This is a genomic window from Trichococcus sp. ES5 (genome assembly GCF_900067165.1).
Lineage (GTDB): Bacteria > Bacillota > Bacilli > Lactobacillales > Aerococcaceae > Trichococcus > Trichococcus flocculiformis.
The window spans coordinates 136399-154651 of the sequence record NZ_FJND01000001.1; the positions used below are offsets into that span (position 1 = coordinate 136399).

Annotated in this window: 16 protein-coding genes, 1 tRNA gene and 1 pseudogene; 6 read left to right on the forward strand and 12 right to left on the reverse strand. The window is 47.1% G+C overall.

The annotated features are described in order from the left end of the window. Both TES5_RS00565 and TES5_RS00570 read right to left on the reverse strand, forming a co-directional pair. Entirely contained in the window at positions 1-993 is a 993-nt protein-coding gene (locus tag TES5_RS00565) for a biotin--[acetyl-CoA-carboxylase] ligase (RefSeq protein WP_068558680.1), read from the reverse strand. 137 nt (positions 994-1130) lie between these two features. Then, on the reverse strand, positions 1131-1961 hold the full coding sequence (locus TES5_RS00570) for an aminotransferase class IV (protein WP_068559314.1): 831 nt from the start codon (positions 1959-1961) through the stop codon (positions 1131-1133). A gap of 237 nt (positions 1962-2198) precedes the next feature. On the opposite strand from TES5_RS00570, the gene TES5_RS00575 reads away from it, so the two are divergent. Further along, complete coding sequence (locus tag TES5_RS00575) at positions 2199-2729, forward strand: HD domain-containing protein (RefSeq protein WP_068559317.1); 531 nt, start codon at positions 2199-2201, stop codon at positions 2727-2729. A gap of 191 nt (positions 2730-2920) precedes the next feature. Here the strand turns inward: TES5_RS00575 and TES5_RS00580 are convergent, their stop codons facing one another. Beyond that, the gene (locus TES5_RS00580; RefSeq protein ID WP_068558682.1) at positions 2921-3715 is read right to left on the reverse strand and encodes a cell wall hydrolase; all 795 of its coding nucleotides are present in this window, start codon (positions 3713-3715) and stop codon (positions 2921-2923) included. Between the two features lie 619 nt (positions 3716-4334). Between TES5_RS00580 and TES5_RS00585 the strand changes: the two genes are divergently transcribed. After that, positions 4335-4835 carry a DUF305 domain-containing protein gene (locus tag TES5_RS00585; protein WP_255356027.1) on the forward strand — a complete coding sequence of 167 codons (501 nt, stop codon included), beginning with the start codon at positions 4335-4337 and terminating at the stop codon, positions 4833-4835. Between the two features lie 187 nt (positions 4836-5022). Here TES5_RS00585 and TES5_RS00590 read toward each other — a convergent pair. From TES5_RS00590 to TES5_RS00615, 6 genes and pseudogenes are all read right to left on the reverse strand, one after another. Then, a tRNA-Gly gene (locus tag TES5_RS00590) sits at positions 5023-5093 on the reverse strand. Positions 5094-5238: 145 nt separating this feature from the next. Further along, positions 5239-5448 (reverse strand): heavy-metal-associated domain-containing protein, encoded by a 210-nt coding sequence (locus TES5_RS00595; protein WP_068558687.1) that lies wholly within the window; start codon positions 5446-5448, stop codon positions 5239-5241. Positions 5449-5482: 34 nt separating this feature from the next. Continuing rightward, a pseudogene (locus TES5_RS00600) lies at positions 5483-7947 on the reverse strand (heavy metal translocating P-type ATPase). Further along, positions 7937-8413, reverse strand: coding sequence for a CopY/TcrY family copper transport repressor (locus TES5_RS00605; protein ID WP_068558688.1), 477 nt, complete (start codon positions 8411-8413; stop codon positions 7937-7939). Before TES5_RS00605 ends, TES5_RS00600 begins: the two are co-directional and overlap by 11 nt. Positions 8414-8576: 163 nt before the next feature. After that, positions 8577-9167: an Ada metal-binding domain-containing protein gene (locus TES5_RS00610; protein ID WP_068558690.1), complete on the reverse strand. Its 591-nt coding sequence runs from the start codon at positions 9165-9167 to the stop codon at positions 8577-8579. Between the two features lie 174 nt (positions 9168-9341). After that, positions 9342-10016: a deoxynucleoside kinase gene (locus TES5_RS00615; protein WP_232309258.1), complete on the reverse strand. Its 675-nt coding sequence runs from the start codon at positions 10014-10016 to the stop codon at positions 9342-9344. Positions 10017-10254: 238 nt separating this feature from the next. Between TES5_RS00615 and TES5_RS00620 the strand changes: the two genes are divergently transcribed. Together TES5_RS00620 and TES5_RS00625 are read left to right on the forward strand one after the other, a co-directional pair. Next, entirely contained in the window at positions 10255-11226 is a 972-nt protein-coding gene (locus TES5_RS00620; RefSeq protein WP_068558692.1) for an aromatic acid exporter family protein, read from the forward strand. Between the two features lie 411 nt (positions 11227-11637). Further along, positions 11638-12738 carry a 5-methyltetrahydropteroyltriglutamate--homocysteine S-methyltransferase gene (locus tag TES5_RS00625; protein WP_068558694.1) on the forward strand — a complete coding sequence of 367 codons (1101 nt, stop codon included), beginning with the start codon at positions 11638-11640 and terminating at the stop codon, positions 12736-12738. A gap of 272 nt (positions 12739-13010) precedes the next feature. Here the strand turns inward: TES5_RS00625 and TES5_RS00630 are convergent, their stop codons facing one another. The 3 genes from TES5_RS00630 to TES5_RS00640 form a co-directional block, all read right to left on the reverse strand. Beyond that, positions 13011-13925, reverse strand: a complete 915-nt coding sequence (locus tag TES5_RS00630) for a patatin-like phospholipase family protein (RefSeq protein ID WP_178137778.1) — start codon at positions 13923-13925, stop codon at positions 13011-13013. Positions 13926-14239: 314 nt separating this feature from the next. Next, positions 14240-15133, reverse strand: coding sequence for a GRP family sugar transporter (locus tag TES5_RS00635; protein ID WP_068558698.1), 894 nt, complete (start codon positions 15131-15133; stop codon positions 14240-14242). 224 nt (positions 15134-15357) lie between these two features. Then, a complete protein-coding gene (locus TES5_RS00640) occupies positions 15358-15858 on the reverse strand; it encodes a GNAT family N-acetyltransferase (RefSeq protein ID WP_068558700.1) in 501 nt (166 codons plus the stop codon). A 213-nt stretch (positions 15859-16071) separates the two neighbouring features. Here TES5_RS00640 and TES5_RS00645 point away from each other — a divergent pair, with 213 nt between their 5' ends. Continuing rightward, positions 16072-16773 carry a response regulator transcription factor gene (locus TES5_RS00645; RefSeq protein WP_068559323.1) on the forward strand — a complete coding sequence of 234 codons (702 nt, stop codon included), beginning with the start codon at positions 16072-16074 and terminating at the stop codon, positions 16771-16773. Then, on the forward strand, positions 16770-18194 hold the full coding sequence (locus TES5_RS00650; protein ID WP_083546385.1) for a sensor histidine kinase: 1425 nt from the start codon (positions 16770-16772) through the stop codon (positions 18192-18194). Before TES5_RS00645 ends, TES5_RS00650 begins: the two co-directional genes overlap by 4 nt. Positions 18195-18253 lie beyond the last annotated feature (59 nt).

The window sequence follows — 18253 nt, forward strand, 5'->3', positions numbered from 1 at the left end:
TTATTTTCCTTCTCTCTTTTTGATTTTGATGCTGATTTCGCCAAAGGTCAGGGTTTTCGTTTCCCCATTCGGCAATGCCACCACAAGCCCGCCGTCATTGTCTATTGCAATCGCTTTGGCTTCGATTGTTTCGTCTCCTTGCGGGAAAGTCACCTGTTCGCCCAAGACGAAACAACGTTTGCGGTACTCATCCAGATAGGAACGTTTAGCCAAATCAGGATAAAGTAGATAAAAGCGATTAAGGATTTCGGCGACCATTTGATTCCGGGTCACCGCGGCATTTTTTTTATCGAACAACGTGCCGGCGATCGACTGGACCTCATCGGGAAAATCCGTTTCAGGCTCCCGGAAGTTCAAGCCGATTCCCAAAATGATCGTTCCGATTGTCCGCGATTCCATATCCATGATTCCTTCCGTCAGGATGCCGCAGACTTTCCTGCCATCCAGAAAGATGTCGTTCACCCATTTTATCTGCGGTTTTTTTCCCGTCAGCGTTTCGATCGCTTGGCAAACGGCTACGGCTGCGGCTGTTGTGATCAAGGTGGCGTTATCAAGATCAGCAACCGGCCTCAAAACCAAACTCATGTACAGGCCTGATTCGCTCGGAGAGTAGAAAACTCTTCCCAAACGGCCTCTGCCCTTTGTCTGTTCTTCCGATAAAATCACACCTTCGAAAGTCGGATCTTCGTTGACGATCCGTTTGGCCTCGAGGTTTGTCGAATCGATTGTTTTATGTGCAATGACTCGGTGGCCTTTCAGCGCTTCCGACAGCAACGGCACAATGGCCGCCTCAGACAACAGATCGGTATCGATGGATAACTGATACCCTTTATTCGTAGTTGCTTCTATTTGATAACCTTCTTTTTTTAGGCTATTGATCGCTTTCCACACGGATGTTCTGGAAACTTCCAATTTATCAGCCAAGTCTTGGCCGGAAATGCTTTCGCCTTTATGCTGCTCCAAATATTGTAATACTTTCTCTTTTGTGGACATCCTTTACCCCCGTTCTCTTACTTAGAAGATTAAAAAACCACCGCTTGAACCGAAGCGATGGTCTCAATGCTGTATTCAGTTTAAACGCAGGACATCTGTTTGTCAACCTTTTTAAAAACGTGGTTAACAATGTTTTTTTAGTGTTTATTTTCTTCTTTATACATCCTGACCAGTTCGGCATAATCTGCCATGATTGCCTGCACAACTGGATTCTCCATCGTAGGAATAAAATGATCTCCGATTTTGGATATCGGCAACACATTATTGCCGGTGCCGGAAACGAAGGCACCTTCAGCCTCCTTGACCCACTCCACCGGAATTGCCGTTTCATTGATCGGTATTTGTCGTTTTGCACAGATTTCGAACACTTTCTTACGAACGATTCCCAGCAGTACCGCTTGTGCCGGAGGCGTATACAGTTCGTTACCCTTCACAAAAAAGACATTCGTGCGGCTGCCTTCGGTGATCTGCTCATTTCCATCAACCAGTAAAAGTTCATAAACTCCTTTGTCGGCACGCTCCTGCAGTACCGCTTTCTGGTAATCAGATCGGACAAGCTTGATGTTCGGATCCAATCTTTCGATTCGGAAGAGGCTCGTAGCGATGCCCTCTTCATAATATTTTTTTGAAGGATAAATGCTCTGGGTGAAAAAAATCCACAACACACTCTCGCCTTCTGACGTTTTACCAAGGATAAACTTAAGGTTCTGCTCCTCAACCTGATTGGCAGCTATCAGGCGATAGACGCGGTCCTCGATGGACTCTGCCGTAGCAGGCAGTGGCAGGTCCAGATAAGCTGCGGACCGGAAAAAACGTTCCAGATGATCCTCCAAAAAAATCGCAATCCCATCCTGGACACGGATGAATTCATATACGGTCCGTCCTTCGAATTCCGGATGTTTTCTGTCGTCCTCATTTTTGATGATGTCATCATTCAATAGGTAAAAAGGTCCTTCCACTTTCTCCACATTCATCGCCCCTTCCTGATCTTATATTCCCTATTCTACTCCGGAATCCCAAAAAGTACACGCCCATTCTCAAAAACGCGGATGTGACAGCAAAATGACAAACATTTTAAATATTGGTAAAAGTGAAGAAAAACACAACGAGTCTCTTCTTTTTTTCTGCTGTGGGTGTATAGTATGGGCATCATGAAAAATACAAATACAACTACTTACATAAAGGATGATAGAATAAGCATGCAGATGCAACAATCCCATTGGAAAAATGATGCTGAATATGTCGCTTTGGTCGAAGATCTGATCTATCACGAAGAATTATTGCATATGGAGACCATTACCCACCACCACTTCACCAATCGTTTGGAGCATTCGATTCGCGTATCCTATAAAAGTTACCAACTTGCAAAAAAATGGAAGCTGGATGCTCGAGCTACTGCACGTGCCGGTTTGCTGCATGACTTCTTCCATGAAGACCGCGATGCTGTCGCCCAGCTGAATCTCGGTTCCCATGCCGATGCTCATCCAAAAATTGCTTGTGAAAATGCTTGCCGTATCACTGAAATCAGCTCCTTGGAGCGCGACATCATTCTTAAGCATATGTTTTTGGTAAGCCGTTGTGGCCTGCCGCGCTACAAAGAAAGTTTTGTCGTAACTTACGTGGACAAATATGTCGCGATCAGAGAGGTCGTCGAGCCTATCAAAGAACTCGCAGGCGCTCGCCTACGCGGTCTTGTTTCGAAATTGAGCCCAGTGAACCTGAACATCAACATTTAATTGTGCATTTTATAAAGAAACGACCGTCTCTTCCGATACGGTCGTTTTTGTATATAGTTTCCAGGATGTCCGATTCTTTCCCGGTATCGGACATCCTGCAATCCTACCGGACGGATCCGCTCGCATCAAAAAAGCTGAACCCGAAATGGGTCCAGCTTTTTGCTTTGTACTATCGGTGCTATTTATATTTTTTAGAAGAACACGTTTGTTACGCCATCGCCTGAAGCGCGGAAGCTTTGTGCCGATGTTGAACGGTAACCATTCAATACTTCGTTAACTGCTTGAATTGTTTCAGCAGAAGGCACTTGTGCTGCAGCAGCTCCGTTAGCAACTACTGAGAACTGACCTGATGCATATAACACGGCATCGATTGTCGTACCACCCCAGATTCCGGAATCGACACGGTTCATGATAACAGAAGCAACGTTCAATTTTTCTTGGTAGCTTGGGCCTGCTTCAGCTTGGACTACTTGATACAAGAAGTAGCTTGCTTGGTAAGTCGTTGATGGTGCTTGAGCTACTGGAGTTTGCTCAACATATGTTTCTTCAGCTGGTGCAGCTGCCTGCACTTCTTCAACTGCTTCAACTGGTGTTTCGACTTCAACTGCTTCTTCGGAGCTGATATCGTAGCTCTTCACTTCTGAGTCTTGTTCAACAGTCACGATTTTATGATCAGCTGACAATACAATCGCGTTACCGGCGATAATCATATCTGCATTTCCGATGCTGTTGACATCAACCAAGGCGTTCACTGATACGTCAGTAGCTACTGCAATTGCTGATAAAGTGTCGCCCCATTGGAAAGTATATTTGCTGCCGCTTTCCAAGTTTTGGATATCCGCTTTGATTTGATCTGCCGTACGTGCTGTCCAAGTGGATGAAGTATATTCTGTTGCGTTTGCTTGTATAGGGTTCGCTGTTGCCATAAAACCAATGGCTGCTAAAGTTGCGCTCGTTACGAATAATCTAGATTTGAAGTTTTTCATGTGTGTTTTTTCCCTTTCTTCTCTTCGCAATGTTTTCGTATTGCAATTTATACTCTTCATGACCTTTTTTATTTGATAAATGAAGTATTTATCCAGGTCTCGATCGGAGTTCTTTCAACAGAGACAATCCTATCATGAATCAAACCGACAAAGTTAAAAATACATTCTTTGTTATTCCGTCTTAACTTCACTGTCTCAATAAAGTGTTTATCTTACAAACATAAGTCAAATATTACACTGTCGTAATATAGAAAATCAACTTGTAACAATCGGCGTGACAGCTGTCTTTTTTCACAAACTCCTTGCCAAAAAATAGATACATCATTGATTTAACAACCATTTCAGCTGTAACATTTGTTTTAATGCCTGTCATTTCTCAAGCGGACCGGACCCATTATCCTTATGCTGATTAAAAATCATTACAAAACATTTGCTTATTGTAAACATAAATAAAAAGTGGTTGGGACAAAACCCAACTGAATGATAAAAACAGGCGTGAACTTACCTAATTTGAGTGAGCTCGCGCCTATTTTTTTATCCACCTAGGGAGGTTGCTGGTAAACAAAAAGGATATCTATAAAAATGGTATTTTTTGACCCGTCAGCCGCGTATGGCTATAATGGAGGTAAGATGTGTAAGGAGTCATTACAGTCAGGAGGAGATTGTTATGAAAAAGTATGTACGCTTTGGAATTATGATTCTGGTCTCTACGGTAATTATGTATTTCTTGATGTTCTTGAATGTATTTCAGCTAAATCATATTTACTTCAGTGAGATGAGGCTCTTGATGACGTTGATTATGGGATCTGTGATGGCGGTTGTGATGCTGTCGTTTATGTGGAAGATGTATGATAATAAGAAGTGGAACATTATCATACTGGGAGCGAGTTTTCTAATCTTCGGCGTTTCGTTATGGTTGGTGCGCAGTCAGGCGACGATAGACGATGTGGATTACATGCAGGCGATGATTCCACACCATTCCATTGCCATCTTGGCTAGTGAGCGGGCAAAGATAGAAGACGAGCGTGTCCGAAAGTTGGCAGATGAGATCATAGATGCGCAGGAGCGGGAGATTGCGGAGATGAGAAGCTTGATTGAGGAGATTCAGCAAGAAAAGTAAGATTTTGATAGAGATGAATTGGCAGTGAACGTGAGAAAATACACTGCCCATGAAGCCCATCATGGGAGGGAAACTGCACCAAAATCCTCAAAAAAAGGTTCCAACCACCACAATTTGGTGATTGGAACCTTTTTTCATTCATTTCAGCTAGCTATGTCCCAGCCTTAAGCTATATTCATTATAAGTAAGCGGGCGACGGGAATCGGACCCGCGACATGACCTTGGGAAGGTCGCATTTTACCACTAAACTACGCCCGCATGCTGGTCTGTTCGACCGGACTGCATGTTCCATTCTACTCCTAAATTGTGCTCACTACAATAGCCAAACAGATAAAATGTACAAATTTGTGCGAAAAAAGCTCCCTCTGCAATTGCCGAGGGAGCCTGTGCCATTATTTTTTGCTTATTTGCTGCCGGTTACTTTAAACTTCGTGCCGGACAACGCTTCATTGAAAGTCGTTTCGGAAATGTCTTGGTTCATTTTGACCGTTGCTGTTTTTTCTTCAAGATCAACGATTACCTCTTCCACACCTGCAATCGCAGAGAATTTCTCTTTGACCGTCGCTACGCAACCATCGCATTTCATTCCTTCAAGTAGTAATTCTTTTTTCATCATTATTTCCTCTTTTCTTCTATTTATTGATCCTTTACCGTTTTGAGACGGAAGGTTTGAATCCTTTCAGACGTAATGCATTCAACACAACCGACACCGAGCTGAAACTCATCGCTGCTCCGGCGATCATCGGATTCAACAAAGGTCCTCCGAAGACATGCAGGATTCCCATCGCGACAGGAATACCCAGGACATTATAGGCGAATGCCCAGAACAGATTCTCCTTGATGTTTTTGATGGTGGCTTTGCTGAGTTCGACGGCCGTGGCAACCGCCATCAGGTCGCTCTTCATCAGTACGATATCTGCTGATTCGATGGCAACATCAGTCCCTGATCCGATGGCGATGCCGATGTCGGCTTGAGCCAATGCCGGTGCATCATTGACACCGTCTCCGACCATGGCGACTTTGCGGCCGCCCTGTTGCAGCTTCTTGACTTCTTCCGCTTTGTCTTCAGGCAATACTTCACTCAAGACCCGGTCGATGCCCACCTGGTTGGCGATGGCTTGCGCCGTACGTTTATTGTCACCGGTGATCATCGCGATTTCGATGCCCATATCACGGAGTTTTTTGATTGCGGTCGCACTGCTTGCTTTCACCGTATCGGCAACGGCGATGATGCCGGCCAATTCCCCATCCATTGCAATGTACATCGGTGTTTTGCCTTGTTCCGCCAGCGTGTGGGAGGTTTCGGCAAATGAACCGAGTCCGATTGCATGGTTCAGCATCAACTTTTCATTTCCCAACAGAAGCTCTTTCCCATCGATTGTAACAGCGATACCGAAGCCAGGCAACGCATTGAAGGCGGATGGTTTCAAGAAAGACAGCTGTTTCTCCTCGGCATCGCGGACGATGGCTTCCCCGAGCGGATGCTCTGACCCTTTTTCGGCCGATGCTGCCAACAGCAACAGTTCATTCGGATCCAGCCCTTCACGGACCAGAACATCCGTCACTTTCGGCTTACCTTCCGTGATCGTCCCCGTCTTGTCGAAAATGATAGTCTGAATTTTATGCGTTACCTCCAGAGCCGTCCCGCTTTTGATCAGCACACCGTTCTCGGCGCCCTTACCGGTACCCACCATGATGGCGGTCGGAGTCGCCAAGCCCAACGCGCAAGGACAAGCGATGACCAATACGGAAATCGTGATGGTCAGTGCAAAAATCCAGGATTCTTGTCCCATGAAGTACCACGCCAGCCCGGCCAGAACAGCGAGCACGATGACGATCGGAACGAAGTAGCCCGAAATCGTATCGGCCAGTTTTGCGATCGGTGCTTTTGAACCTTGGGCATCTTCCACCAACTTGATGATCTGCGCAAGCGCCGTATCTTTCCCGACTTTTTCGGCACGGTATTGGATCGTTCCGTTTTTATTGATGCTGCCGCCGATGATGGCATCGCCCGCTTTTTTCTCCACCGGTATACTCTCGCCTGTCAGCATCGATTCATCGACGGATGTCAGGCCTTCCGTGACTTTCCCATCGACAGCCATTTTTCGCCGGGACGGACAACCAGAATGTCCCCAACCATAACGACATCCAGCTTAATTTCCTGCTCATTGCCGTCACGGATGACGCGGGCTGTCTTAGGCGCCAAGCCCATCAGTTTTTTGATGGCCTCCGACGTCTTGCCTTTTGAAACGGCCTCGAAGTACTTGCCGAGCGTAATCAGCGTCAAAATGACGGCTGCTGATTCGTAGTACAAGTTCATGACAAGCTCGTTGTTCCCACCGATTGCCGCAACTGTGCCATACAGGCTATACAGAAAGGCTGCGCTTGTTCCCAAAGCCACGAGCGAATCCATATTCGGGTGGCCTTTGAACAAGGACTTGAAGCCGACTGTGAAAAATTTCGTCCCGAGCAGCATCACCGGGATCGTCAACACGAGCTGTGTGAGCGCGAATGTGACGGGATGCATTTCCGGATGGAGGCTCATCGGCAACGGCAATCCCAACATGTGACCCATCGCGAGATACAGAAGTGGAATCGTGAATACCGCCGAGAGCCAAAAGCGCCGCCACATATTTTTGATGTGTTGTTCTTTCTTCGCTTGATTTTGATCGCTTTCTTCTATAGTACTGCTCTCTTCAATCGCCTTATAGCCCGCTTCGGCCACAACTCTTTAGATATCTCCTGGATGAAGCATTGTCGGATCATAAGAGACGAACATTTTTTCGGTAGCCAAGTTCACGGACGCATCCGACACGCCAGCCACTGCCCGGGTCACTTTTTCCACGGTTTGGGAGCACGAGGCGCAACTCATGCCTTCGATCAGAAACGTCTTTTCTTTCTTGTTTGCCACCAACACATAACCTGCTGCATCGACTGCATTCTTCAGAAGATTTTCGGAAAACTGGCTCTCATCGACAGTAACCGTCAATTTCTCGGTCGCCAAATTGACGGTGGCTTCCTTTACGCCTGCGACTTTAGCTGCCGCTTTTTCCACGGCTTGGGAGCACGATGCACAACTCATGCCTTCTATATCATAACTTTTATTTTCCATCTGGTGATTCCTCCTTGTGTACGCAACCGGTTTGTTTGCAGTTGCATTGTCCTGGCGTGCACATACACTTTACTTCATCGACTGCCGTCCGTTTTTTGATGGCGATCGCCTTTTCCAATATCGCCACATCTGCGTGACTCAATGTTGCTCTATCAATCAGTTCCGCTATCGTGCGGCCGACTTTTTTCGTGCAGACGTGTGCCAAAAGGTCTTCGGTAGCACCGCCGACGCTTTCCTGCTCGGATACGTTTGCGCTGTAGATGAATTTATTTCCGATAGGTTCCGTTGCCAACAAGCCTTTGTCGACGAGTCTTCCGATCAACGTTTTGATGGTGGCTTGTTTCCAATCCATTTTTTCCTGCAGAACCGAAATGATTTCCCGGCTGGTTGCTTTTCCGTTCGTCCAGACAACGCGCATGACTTCCCATTCAGCGTCGGTGATTTTCTTCTGTGCCAGTTCGGTCATTTTTTTCACCCTTCTGTTGTTTATTCTTACTTATGAATTCAAGTTTACACTTGTAAACGATTTGTGTCAAATGATTTCATCGGAAAATAAAAAAACAGCTGGTTACCATTGATCGGTCAACCTGCTGTTTAGCTCTACATTTTTTTATTTGTGCTGTAACTCTTCAGGAGTGTTGGTCTGTGTCAAGCTTACGCGCACGTTTACGGTATTCTGTCGGAGCCACGCCTTCCTTTTCCTTGAATTTGCGGGAAAATTCCGCCGCGGAGGGCATCCCGATCAGTTCGGCTATTTGCTTTATGAAGCGTCCCGAGTGAATCAGCAAGTAGCGTGCTTGATCCATCCGGACACGATCCAAGTAGTCCATCAACGAAACCCCGTAGATGCGGATGAAGATCTGCTGCAGTTCCGATGAGGGGCCATGACAAGCTTCGGCAATACGATTCACGCTCAAAGGGTTTTGATAATGGCTGTGGATAAAGCGCTCGGCTTGGTTGGCCCATTCCAGATCCGTAACGGCATTCCCGTTCGGTCTGCAGCTGCGGCAAGGACTGTAGCCATTCGCCTCCGCAGCCTCAGCTGAAGTAAAGACGCAGATAAAGTTGAATTTCGGAAGCCGGGAAGGACAGGACGGCTTGCAGTACAGTTGCGTATCCCTGTTTGCATAATAGAATTCTCCATCAAAACGCTGATCCCGTTCATTGATTGCTTGCCATTGCTCCACATTCACTGCTTGTTCTGCCCTATCCGCCGCCATCGTCTGGTTCCGTCCTCTACAACTGTCATTTATGTCTGTTTCCTAATTATAGTATATAAACCAAGGATATGCTTCAGTCCGTCGCGAAAAATTTAGGCCTACTCACCAAAAAAAACAGCAGTCGCACCGAATGGCACTGCTGCTGTTTGATGACGACCTGAACGGATCTGTCACTTATACGATATTGCTTCCGGCATAAGTCAATTCGGCCTCTTCGCCGCGGACTTCCAAGAGCGCTTTTTCGATGATGGCCATGACCTGCTCTTCGTCACCGCTGTTATTGACGATGTCGAACGAATCAATGTTGATCTTGATTTTTGGACTTTGATCGTACTCCTGATACCATTGCTCATAATTTTTGAAAAGTAATTCATAGTAGGATAATAACTCGGAATCGTCCTCGATCTGCTCAAATTCACGGCCGCGCTTGCGGATGTGATCCAAAATCGTCTCGAATGAACCATCCAGATAGATCAGCAAATCCGGCGCTTTTTTGGGCATGCCTTCCAGTTCTTCCATCATATTGGCCAACAGGTCGTTGTAGATATCCATCTCTTCTTGGGAAATGTTGCCTTGCAAATGATTGACCCTCGTGAACAGCGCGTCTTCATATATGGAACGGTCCAAGACATTATTATCATCAGTCAAAGCAGCTTTGATGCTGCGGAACCGCGTATTCAAGAAATATATTTGAAGACTGAATGCCCATTTTTGCGGATTATCATAAAATTTGTCCAAGATCGGGTTGTAATCGACGCTTTCGAAAAAGGCCTCCGTACCCAATCTTCTTGAAATCATTTCAGTATAAGTCGACTTCCCAGCACCTATCATTCCTGCCATTACCAGCACGCTCAATCATATCCCTTCCTTTGGTGTTATCTGATTATTTCCGTAATTTAATGTAATTTCCGATCCGCTGGTTCGCGGAACAACATCTAGTATCATACCATGCCAGCAAAACGAGATATAGTATTTTTTTGATTAGAAAATCCACTTCCAGACCGAAAAAGACGCACTCTTACTATATCCGAAAACACTGGTCAATCGAACTGAAATGCACTATGCTAGAAATATAGGAGGGAAGCCCATGACATTGAGCCACCGCACCATCAAAATTGCATTTGCGACTGTCATTGCGATTCTGATTGCGCAATTACTAAATTTGAATTATTCCGTTTCAGCTGGGATCATCGCGATCCTTAGTGTGCTGGACACCAAAAAATCATCCGTTCTGACAGCCTTGCAGCGGATTGCTTCCACAGTGCTGGCGTTGACGATCGCAACGGTCCTGTTCCGGATTTTTGGATTCCACATCATCGTGTTCGGAGTTTATCTGCTTTTCTATGTACCATTGGCCTACCGCTTCACTCTTCAATCCGGGATCGCGCCTTGTTCGGTGCTTGTGACGCATCTATTACTGGAAAAGCAAACAAGCCTTCCTTGGATTCTGAACGAATTAGCCTTGATGATGATCGGAGCCGGCGTGGCGATTCTGTTCAATCTCTATATGCCATCCAAAGCGAGCCAGATCATCTTGCTTCGCGAACAAGTCGAGACGCAGATGAAGGAAGTGCTGCACAGTTTCAGCGTCACTCTTCGTGAGGGAGATGACCGCAATCAAAAGCGGTTGTTGAATGAGTTGGATGATCAATTGGAAAAATACAGGCAAGTTGTCTATGCCGAATTCGATAATCAGTTGCTGGACCAATCGACCTATAACATCCGCTACTTCGATATGCGCAGCGAGCAGGTCACCATCCTGAAATATATGGCCACCAATCTCGGCTTGTGCGCGCTGCCGACAAGCGAAAACAAGATTTTGGCCGGGCTGTTCTTCCTGACTGCCGCTCAGCTGCACGAACAGAACACCGGAATCTATCTGATGGAGGACATCGATTCATTGCTGCAAGCATTCCGTGAGAGCGAGTTGCCGGCCACCCGGGCGGAGTTCGAAAATCGCGCCATTTTGTTTCAGTTGCTGAACGACTTCAGACGGTTCATCCAGACTAAAAAAATATTCTACGAGGAATACGCAGCGGAAATCAAAACAAGTAAATGAATTTATCGTGAGAAAATATTTGACACTTACTAATCATATTGTTATTATATATATAAATTCAAACAACCTCACGGTGAAAAGAAGAGTATGGATAACGGAAATGCACAGAGAACCTCGGCAGCTGAGAAGAGGACAGGAAAGTCATCCAGAAAATGGTCTTAGAGTGATTGGTTTTGTGAACGCCATCCGGCCTCAGCGAGCCACGTCCGCATACGTTACAATGCCGCAGTATAACAAGACTATCGATCGTCTTGCGTACTGACTGAGGGGGCATGCGTGAGCGTACCCCGAACCAAGGTGGTATCACGATGAGCAATCATACGTCCTTGCACAGCAATGTGCAGGGACGTATTTTTTTTACTGCATTATCTTGTTTGATAAAAAAATAATAACGGAAAGAAGGAAAATAATATGACAACAGCACAAAAAACAACAACTTTACCATTCAGAGCCGATCACGTAGGGAGCTTTTTACGCACGGAACCATTGAAGGACGCGCGCTTGAAATTTGCAGCCGGTGAAATCGATGCTGCTGCTTTGGACCAAATCGAAACGGAAGAAATCACGAAACTGGTCAAAGATCAAAAGGAAAACGGATTGAAGGGATTCACGGATGGCGAATTCCGTCGCTCATGGTGGCATATCGATTTCATCGAAAACCTGAACGGATTTGAAGGCTATGTGCCGGAACACGGTTATGATTTCGGGGATGTGGAAGTCCGCAAGTACGCTTTCCGCAACGTCGGCAAAATCTCCTTCAATCCGAACCACCCTTTCCTGGCTGCTTTCAAATCATTAAATGAAATCGTCGGAGACCAAGGCGTAGCGAAGTTCACAATCCCTAGCCCGAACGAAGTTTTCTACCCAGGCTATCGCAACGAAGAAATCTACCCTTCGGTTGAAGCGTACCAAGCGGACGTGCAACAAGCCTACATCGACACTGTCCAAGCTTTATACAACTTGGGCTGTCGCTATCTGCAATTGGACGATGTACACTGGGGCTTCCTTTGCAACTTCGCGGATGATTCGGAAGAATACAAAGCTTCCAAACGCGTTGCAGCTGAGAACGTTCAAGCCATCATCGAAGCAAAACCTGCTGATCTTGTCTTGACGACACATGTCTGTCGCGGCAACTATAAATCTCACCACTCATTGGAAGGCGCTTATGATCCGATCGCAGAAGAGCTTTTCGGACAAACAAGCTTCGACGGTTATTTCCTGGAGTATGATACCGATCGTTCCGGCGGTTTCGAACCACTTGCCTACTTCAAAGGCAAAGGCCGTATCGTATTGGGCCTGGTTACTTCGAAAACGGCGGAGCTGGAAGACAAAGAAGAAATCAAAGCCCGTATCAAAGAAGCCAGTAAATATGTTCCTTTGGATCAATTGGCGTTGAGCACGCAATGCGGATTCGCCTCCACAGAAGAAGGCAACTTGCTGACGGAAGCAGAACAATGGGCTAAAGTACGCCATGTCGTGGAAATCGCCAAAGAAGTCTGGCCGGAAGACTAATCTCATTATGATGAAACGCACAATCAGCCGATTGTGCGTTTTTTTGGTGATTCAGCGGCAGCGGTCGGTCGGCAATCGGTAGCTTGAACTCCGATGAGAGCTTGTTCGCCGGAGTTCAGGCTGTTTTTCATCCGTGTTCTCCGGTGAGGCTTTGTTCGCCGGAGTTCAGGAGTTCTCACTATCCTGAACTCCGATAGGAGCTCTCTCGTCGGAGTTGCGGCCCTCTCATGCGCTCATGGGCTCATGGGCAAGTTGCGTACCTGCATCCAGCTTCACCCCTTTTGCCGATGCTTTTCCAGCAGATCGTAGTCAATCGGATTATTCCGCAGCATCTCATTGGCGATGGCGATGACTTCCGCACCGGCTCCCACCTTGAATACCAACTGTGGTTCAATCGGGAAGTTCACTTGGATATCCGCCTGCTTCGTCAATTGGCGATCCATCTGCCGTATCAAAATATCCAAACTTTGGATTGCAACATTGAACGGCGATTCCAGTTGCCGATCGACCGCATCATAGATCATCGACACGGACAGCAGCACGCTGAAGAGCGAACGGTCAAAAAGAGGGATAGGCAAATTCATCATCACCCCGCCATCGACCAACTGTCTCCCGTCTAAGGATGCGGTGGAGAAAATCATCGGAAACGCACAGGATGCCGCCACGGCCATCCCCAATTCGATATCATGCGGATAGATGAGCCAATCTCCGGTTGGACTCGTGAAAAACTCGGGTTTGTTGGTGAAAACAATCAGTTCGCTTGTATGGATGTCAACTGTCGTGATTGCGACAGGCAAACGGCAATCGGAAAGCATCCGGCAGCCTATTTTTTCGAATAATTGACAGGCCATCTGCTGCAGGTTCTGAAGTTCAACGAAACCGTTATTGTGTTCCCGAACATGCTGAAAGAGCAGATAGGCGGGCCTGCTGAAGACCCCGCGATCAGCAAATTCCCTTTCCTCTTCCAATAAGGTTTCCTCGATTTCGGATGCCGTTAGTCCGCTGGCCACCAAAGCCGCTATGACCGCTCCCATCGAAGTGCCTGCAACTGCGTCGATTTTCACATGATGCTTCTCCAGATCATGAAGGACGGCAAGCTGCGAAAAGGACTTCAAGCCTCCTCCAGCCAGACTGAGCCCAAACAATCCCTTCCCTTTTCCTCCTTGTTGCGGCGATTCCATATCCATATGCGTTCCCTTCCTTCGCGTTCTTTCACTTTTATTATCGCTTATTTCAGCGGAATCCACAAAAAGGAAGATTGTTGAAAGAACGCCACCTCCGGCGAACGTGTCTTTCGCAGGAGGTGGCGGGTTATATTCAGGTGGCTTCTCCGGCCAGATTACCGCTCCCCGTTGTTGAAGCCCAATCCTCATCCCGTCCTCCGACGAGGCCACCGCCCGCCGGAGGACGAGACCCCCTTTCCCCCTTGGTATAGAGAGCCGCCCACAGGTACATCGGCACAACGCAAAAAAGCGACATTCAGCCGCTTTTTTGCACAAAACTATTCGAAGCCTAAGATAAATATCCCTACCATGATCATTGCGATGACTGCGTATTGTTTTGCGGTCAGTTTTTCTTTCAGGAAGATCCGCGAAAGGATGACGGACACCATACTATAGGAAGAAATCAGCGGGGCAACGATGACTGCATTCGCGCTGATTGCAAAAACATAGAAGAACTGCCCCAACGTTTCGAAGATGGCTGCCAAACCGCGGTCTTTCTGATCGCGCAAAGCGAAGGTTTCCTTCTTGATCCAGACAAGATAAATCCAAGCCACAACGGCAACGATCAGCCAGGTCAATTCATAGGAAATGTTCGCCTGCATTTCGTCCATCCCTCTGTCGAAGACCCACGCATCCGCGAATGTCCCCAGCGAATCGATCAACGCATAACCCAGCGGGAACAACAAGGCGATTGCGCCGTACTTATATTTCCGGTCAACCATTTCCTTGTTCTCTTTCCGTTCCGCCTCTGCAAACCGTTGTTCGAATACCGACAGCAGAATGACTCCGACCGTGATCAGTCCCACCGCAAAAAACTGGAGACCGGTCATGGACTGACCCAAGAAAATGAAAGTCAACAAGCCGGATACCGCTCCGGACGAGTTCTGTACTGGTGAAGAAATCGACAATTCCAGAAAACGCAATCCGGCGTAGCCAACTGCCATCGATAAAATGTATAAAGCCGACACAGGCAAGTACGTAATCATGTTGCTGGGATCGTAGACCACTCCCGAAGTCAGCATGACATAGACCGCATGGATCCCCATGACCGCGCCTACCATGATGACGATCTTCAGATAACTGTATTTATCTTTAGGGTCACTCCCCTTTTTATAAAACAAATCCGCTGTGCCCCAAGCCAAAACGGAAACTATCGCAAATAAAAACCACATGCTACATCCATCCTTTATAAAATAATTTCTAAAACTTGCTTACTTATTATACTAAAAGGATGGAGGCTGCAATAAAAATAACGTAATGTTAACAATATATCAACAGAACTATCATAAGCGACCCTCAGTATATTCGCCTATGATAGATAACTGACGCGAGTTTCTGTACCTGCAAAACGGAAACCGCAAAAGTCATTCAATCCCCAATGCTGCCGCTTCGAGAGTCAGTCGCGCACTCTTTTGCCCATGTAGACGAGGTCACGTTCGATGCCGTCGAGTTCGGCTACTCTCGGTAAATATCCCCATTGTTCGAAACCGAATTTTTTCATCAGCCCGATGCTTGGTGCATTGTGGCCGAAGATGAGGCAGACCAGATTCGTGATATCCAGCTCTTCGCAGGCAGCCAATACTGTTTCCATAATCTGCGTGCCCATTTTTTTACCGCGGTAGCCTTCATGGATATAAATGCTCAATTCTGCTGTCTTATCGTAGGCGGCACGCTCGTGGAAAGCCTGAAAGCTCACCCAAGCACAGATTTTCCCATCCTCTTCAAAAACCCAGATCGGTCTGTAGCTGGGCGAATGGTCCAGGAACCAGCCCATTTTTTGTTTGACGGTCACCGGTTCCAGATCGGCCGTCACCATCCGGCTGGGGATTGTCTGATTGTAGATAGCGACGATGTCTTCCACATCGTCCAAAGTTGCATTTCTATGTGTAAGGGTCATTTTTATTCCTCCAAAAATCAAAAATTCACAGCCCAACTTCTTGAAGGACTATACGCTATTTTACCAGTTTGGCCAGGGGAAATGCCATCTATTTTCAAAAGAGAGCACAAATACTATTTTCCCTTCCCAATTTCTGCAGGATTGCCGCAATTTTTCGTAATCTTCCCAATGAAAATCGGTTATACTGGATACAAGAATGGGGTGGACAACATTATGAATGAAGAAATATATATCGCAGAAGATGAAGATGGCATCCGTTTGACGGTGAAGACGTTTCTGGAGAGCGAGGGCTATGCGGTCTCCGACTTTCCCAATGGCGACTTGCTTTACGATGCTTTCCTGGATAAACAACCGGACCTGGTCATCCTGGATGTGATGATGCCGGGATCTAGTGGTTTCGAAATCACCAAAAAAATACGCGACATCAGTTCGGTGCCGATCATCATCCTGACCGCAAAAGACAGCGACATGGATTACGCGACGGGCATCAACTTGGGCAGTGATGATTACTTCACGAAGCCCTTCAGTGCCATCGCCCTGAATATGCGCGTAAAAGCGATGCTTCGCCGCATCAAGATGGATCAGGAACGCCTGCCGGCCCGTCAGGAAGAAGCGACGCTGCGGATCGGTGATATCGAAATCGATCTGGCCGCCATGTCCGTCAAACAAAATGGGGTCTCCCTCAACCTGACACCAAATGAATACAATGTTTTCGTTTATCTAATCGAAAACAAAAACCGTGCCGTTTCCAGGGACGAGCTTTTGGATTCGATCTGGGGATACGGCAAGGACATCGAGACGCGGGCCTGCGATGATACAGTCAGACGGCTGCGCAAAAAACTTGCCGGCTCCACAGTCGAGATCGAGACCGTTTGGGGATTCGGCTTCACCGTGAAGGAGTCGTCTGAAGGATGAGGATGAAGACATCGAAAAAAAGTTTGAAGATCCGGCTTCTGACGACCGTCACCTTGTTGTTGGCGGCCATCTTTACCTTGATTTATCTGGTGTTCAATTTTTTCTTTACCCAGTACATCGAAACAGCCGCGACCTCGCTGCTTTCCGAAGCGAGACAAGATTACATCGAGCGTCCCTTCGACGAGGACAAAAAATTGGAACCGGAGCCCGCAGCATCGGATGGGACCCTTGTGGATGAGCCAAGGGACAAGAATAAAGAACCTCACACAGCCTTCGCATCCAGCGTCAAAAAGACGATCATTTCCGAAGATTTCGAAATCCTCTTCCCGCAGATCCAGGACACAGGGTTCAGCGATGACGATTCGTTGACGAATTTCGTTTCCGGACTGGAAAGTTCCGATATCACACTGGCATTGACGGCTGATGGGAAATTGGAGTTGGAGGATAATCTCTACTACTATTCCATCGCCCCCAACGCCGAAAAGGAAGGGACCTATGCGGTATTCTTCCTGAATATGTCCGATTTGTTCGTCTTCGAGCAGAACCTGAATCAGATCCTTTTGATCATTATGGTAGTCGGGCTGGTGACCATCGCCACCATCACCTACCTGCTCGTTTCAAGGATCACGAAACCGTTGCAGACGTTGGCTTTGTTCGCCAAAGAGATCGGTGAAGGGAACTATCAGACGATCGATGAGGAATTCGTCGACTTGGAGCTCCATGAACTGAAGACGACCATGAACGAGACCACAAAAAAACTCAAGCTGTACGACGCAGATCAGCGCACATTCTTCCAGAACGCTTCCCATGAATTGCGGACACCGTTACAGATCATCAAGACAAACGCGGAAGGTATCGAGATCGGCATCATCGATGATAAAAAAGGCGCTATCGCAATCAAGAACGAGACCGACAAACTGGGCACGCTTGTTGAGGATATCCTTTACCTGTCGCGACTGGAAACCCGTTCAGCGGATCGATTGACCGCCACCAACGATATCCGTGAGACATTGGCCTATACCGTCGAACGCTACGCCAGTGTCAGTGATCAAAAAAATCTGCATGTGCTGTTCGACTTCCAGAAGGATCCTGTCCTGTTCCATTATGATGAACGGGATTTTGAACGGGCCTTTCAGAATCTTATCTCCAACGCCCTGCGTTACGCAAAAGGCATCATCCGTCTGGGCTGCAAGGAGATAGACAACCGGATCATGATCACCATCTACAATGATGGCGAACCGATTTCTAAGACTGACTTGCCGCATATTTTCGACCGTTTCTACAAAGGCAACAAAGGCGTGCACGGCATCGGGCTATCCATCGTCCAATCGATCGTGCAGACCTACGGCGGACGCATAGAAGTCATGTCCTCCGCCAAAGGGACAACTTTCACGATCATACTGCCGCAACAAAACAAATAAGCAGAAAAGCGGAACGGGTTCGTTCAGCCCTGAAAGAAATTTAGGAAATCTGGCCCTGA